This window comes from Nocardia sp. NPDC058497, assembly GCF_042720195.1.
Classification (GTDB): Bacteria; Actinomycetota; Actinomycetes; order Mycobacteriales; family Mycobacteriaceae; genus Nocardia.
In genome coordinates this window covers 1-3,758 of record NZ_JBHXMY010000564.1, presented here as the reverse complement: position 1 = coordinate 3,758, position 3,758 = coordinate 1, and the positions used below count along the sequence as shown (strand labels likewise).

The window sequence follows — 3,758 nt, the reverse complement described above, 5'->3', positions numbered from 1 at the left end:
TCAGGCCTGCGGCCAGTCCAGCAGGGTGTTCTCGAACAGCTGCCGGACCTGCTCGACCTCGTCGTCCATGTCGGCGGGGTCCCAGCCGGAGACATCGATCGGTGGCAGCACCGCGACATCGACGACCCCCGGCCGCGCGATCGGCGAATCCCGCCAGGCGATCTCGCCCGCATTGCGGATCACCACCGGGATCACCGGCACGCCCGCCTGGATGGCGATGTGGAACGCGCCCTTCTTGAACGGCCCGACCCGCGGCGTGTACGACCGGGTGCCTTCCGGCGCGACGCCGATCGAGAGGCCGTCGCGCAGGGTGGAAACCACCGGTGCGAGTGCGGCTTTGGCGCGTTCGGTGTCGGCGCGGTCGATGAAGGTGACGCCGACGAACCGCATGAGCGGGCCGAACAGCGGATGATTGGCCAGCTCCTTCTTGCCGATGCCGGTGACCGCCCCGCCGAGCACCTTGGGCACGATGATCACGTCGAACTGGCTCTGGTGATTGAACAGGAACACCGCGGGTCGCGGGGTGCGGGCATGCTCGGCACCGACGACGCGCAACCGCACGTTGATCGCCGCGAGTGTGGCGGTGGTGGCGTCGTGCATGAGGGCGTCGGCCATGGCCTGGCGTCGGCCGGTGTAGGACTTGCGCAGCACACCGACCAGCGCGCCGCCGAGCAACGCGGCGAAACCGGCGATCGTGCGCAGGTAGTCGACGGGGCGTGGCGCGAGGCGGGGACGGAAAGTCAGTGCGGGCCAGCCTCGCTCGGCGGCGATCGCGGCAAGCTTCGGATCGGGGTCGACCACCGTCGGGCTCTCGGCCAGGTCGAGCAGTTGCAGATCGGTGGCACTGTCGGCATAGACATAGCCGATCTCCACCTCGGCGGCCGCGGCGAATTCACCGACGGCGTCGGCTTTTTCGGCACGCCAGAGCGGTGCGCCCTCGGTGTGCCCGGTCAGGATGCCGTCGTGCACAGCCAGTTCCGTGCACAGGACGTGCTCGATGCCGAGTCGTTCGGCGGCGGGCAGCACCTGGAACCGGGTGAGTTCGCTGACCAGCACCACCGTGTGCCCGGCCAGCTGATGGGCGCGCACGAGCTGCCATGCCTCGGGAAACAGCCTGCCGTAGATCTCCCGGCGGAACGCGCTGCGGCCCAGCTCTTCCAGATCGGACTCGGACTGACCCGCCCAGGTCCGCTCGACGGCTTGCAGTACGCGCACGTAATCACCGTCGTTGCCACCGCGCACGATGCCGCCGAGAAATGCGGCCCTGCGCGCGTCACCGCGACGGAACAGTCTGCGCGCCAAACTCCGTCGCGGTAGCCCGTCCACGACGGTGCCACCGAAATCGAAGACGGCGGCGACCTGCGATCCCTGCGGTCCCGACCGGATAGCGGCCAGTGCTTCGGCGAGTGTGCTCATCAGATCACGGTCCGGTTCGACGGGTCGAGGCTGGCCGCCCGCGCGATGCGCTCACCGAGATCACGCAGCCGCTCGGCGAATTCCTGCCGCCGTCCGAGCAATTCGGCTTCCGCGCCGGGTGCGGCAGGGGCGATGAGACCGTGGTTGTCGGCCAGTTTCCAGGCGCTGGTGAACAATTCGGTCGAGACCGACTCCGGACTGTGCAAACGCTGTTGCAACAGCATCTGTTTGCCGACCGCCACGCACTCGTCGATGAACTCCTTGCGATCGATCGTCGCGTCGGCCGATCGCGCGGCCAAGCGTTCGGCCACCACCAGCTGAGCGTCGAAGAACGAGCGCAGCACGCGATGCGCCATCACGAAGCCGGAATCGGTGAGCGCGCCGAGGAATTGGCGATCGAGCCGGTCATCGGGGGTGTTCTCGTCCCATTCGGGCACGATGATGCGCACCTCGTCGATGATCTGCTCGGCGAACTCCTTGCGCTCGGGGAAGAAGAACTCGAACTTGAGCAGGTCGCGCAGGGCGAAGGCGGCCTTCCAGGCCGAGCGCAGCGGGTCCTCGCCCGGTTCCTCCACGGCGGTCAGCGCGGCCAGCTCGAGAATGGCCCGGTTGACGAACCAGTGCACCGCGCTGTTGCGGTAGAACGCCGCCTCCAGGTGCGCGCCGGGTTCGATCGCGTACACCGGCTCCAGCCCGCCGCGATACACCGTGACGACACCGGCGAGCGCGAGCTGTTCGAGGACAACCCGCAGGCCCTGATCGTCACGCAGCGCCGACAGCTCACCGCTGGGCAGCCCGCGCTGGGCGATGTAGCCGAGCACGGGGTCGACCACCGTGCGCACCTGTCCCAGCGTCAGCGCGCGCTCGTGCACGCCGAGCAGCGCCAGCGTGACCAGCGCGTTCACCGTGATCGGGGTGACCTGGTTGATCCCGACGGCGATGTCGAAGGCCAGCCGCTGCACGGCTTTGCGTTCGCTCTCGCGCAGCGCCGACTCGTCGGGCACGGTGGTCTCGCCGGTCGTGGTGTCGCGCAGCGGGATCGTCATCGGGCGCTGATCGAGCGGATCGCCGTTGGCGCCGAGCCGTTCCCGCGCCGACAGCGGCTCACCGAACCGCACATACACACGACCCGCCGAATGCTGTTGGCTGCGGACATATCTGGCGAGCCAGCCGATACCCTCCGGCTTCTTCGTGCCGCCGGACTGTTCGCTCGCGATCGCGCCCAGCTCGTTGAGCCGCTCGTAAGTAATCGAGACCGGCACCAGCATCACGTCCTCGACGCGACGGGAACGGACCGCGGCGGCAAGGAAATTGAGCAGGCCATAGCGGGGCGGTCGCAGCTTGCCGGTGCGGGTGCGCCCGCCCTCGAAGTACCACTCCAGATTGAAGCGCTTGGCCAGCAGGTAGGCGAAGTATTCCTCGACGACCGCCTTGTAGACCTCGTCGTCGCCGAAACTGCGCCGGATGAACACCGTTCCGGTGCGCCGGGCGATCGGGCCCATCGGCCAGAAGTTGAGGTTCGCTCCGCCCATCACATGGTTGGGTGGGAAGTCGTTGCGCGCCAGCACGTCACCGAGCACGAACGGGTCGACATACGAACGGTGCGAGGGCAGGAACACCAGCGGGTGCCTGCGGTTGAGTTTGCGCAGCGCGTCCAGGCCGGGCAGGTCGGTGTCGACCTTCCAGGTCGAGGCGTGCACCGGTCGCATGGCCTGGGTGAACAGGTCCGAGACCAGCCTGCTCTGCGCGGCGACCAGTTCGCGCAGCGCCTTCTCCGCGTTGCGATACACCTGGTCGGGTTCGGTACCGGTCTCCTCGGCGATGTAGTCGAGTTTGCGCTGGAATTCGGGGGAGTCGAGGATCTCCTCGGCCACCAGCTGCGGCACCTTGTAGCGGTCACCGATGACGGTGCGCTCGGCCCGTTCCAGCGCGACGACCGCCGCGCGCACCACCGAGCGCGCGAACGGCTCGGCCGTGCCCGCCCGCAGCAGGGCCGCGGCCTCGGGGTTGTTGGTGCGCAGCTCGCTGAGCCGGGCGGGCGCGCCGACGAGCACCCGGTGCCGGTCGGGCTCGGTGCGCAGCAGCCTGCGCTGGACGAGCCGGTTGGGTTTGCGCGGGTTGGTCAGCATGGCCAGGTCGGTGAAGGTGACGCGGCGGACGCCGTCGCGTTCCGGTGGCAGCCACAGCACCCGGACCGGGACGACGAGCGGGTCGTCGTGCCTGCCGACCAGGCGTTTGGTGATCGCCTTTGCGTCGAGGTCGAGCTGGGTCACCGGGGCATCCGAGCCGATGTCGCGGCCGAGGCCGCCCTCGGCGATCCAGGTGCCGATGAGTTCGCGTTC

The 3,758-nt window shown here is 68.8% G+C and carries 2 protein-coding genes; both read right to left on the bottom strand.

Translation table 11 applies throughout. The features are described 5' to 3' along the window. On the bottom strand, positions 1 to 1,416 hold the full coding sequence (locus ACFWPJ_RS27250; protein WP_378855509.1) for an HAD-IB family hydrolase: 1,416 nt from the start codon (positions 1,414 to 1,416) through the stop codon (positions 1 to 3). After that, the coding region (locus tag ACFWPJ_RS27245) for a glycerol-3-phosphate 1-O-acyltransferase (RefSeq protein ID WP_378855507.1) at positions 1,416 to 3,758 on the bottom strand (2,343 nt) is incomplete at its 5' end. The genes ACFWPJ_RS27245 and ACFWPJ_RS27250, both read right to left, overlap by 1 nt.

Bases quoted from the DNA above. Each gene is read 5' to 3' on its own strand.
- ACFWPJ_RS27250 (WP_378855509.1), bottom strand. From the start codon at position 1,416: ATGAGCACACTCGCCGAAGCACTGGCCGCTATCCGGTCGGGACCGCAG.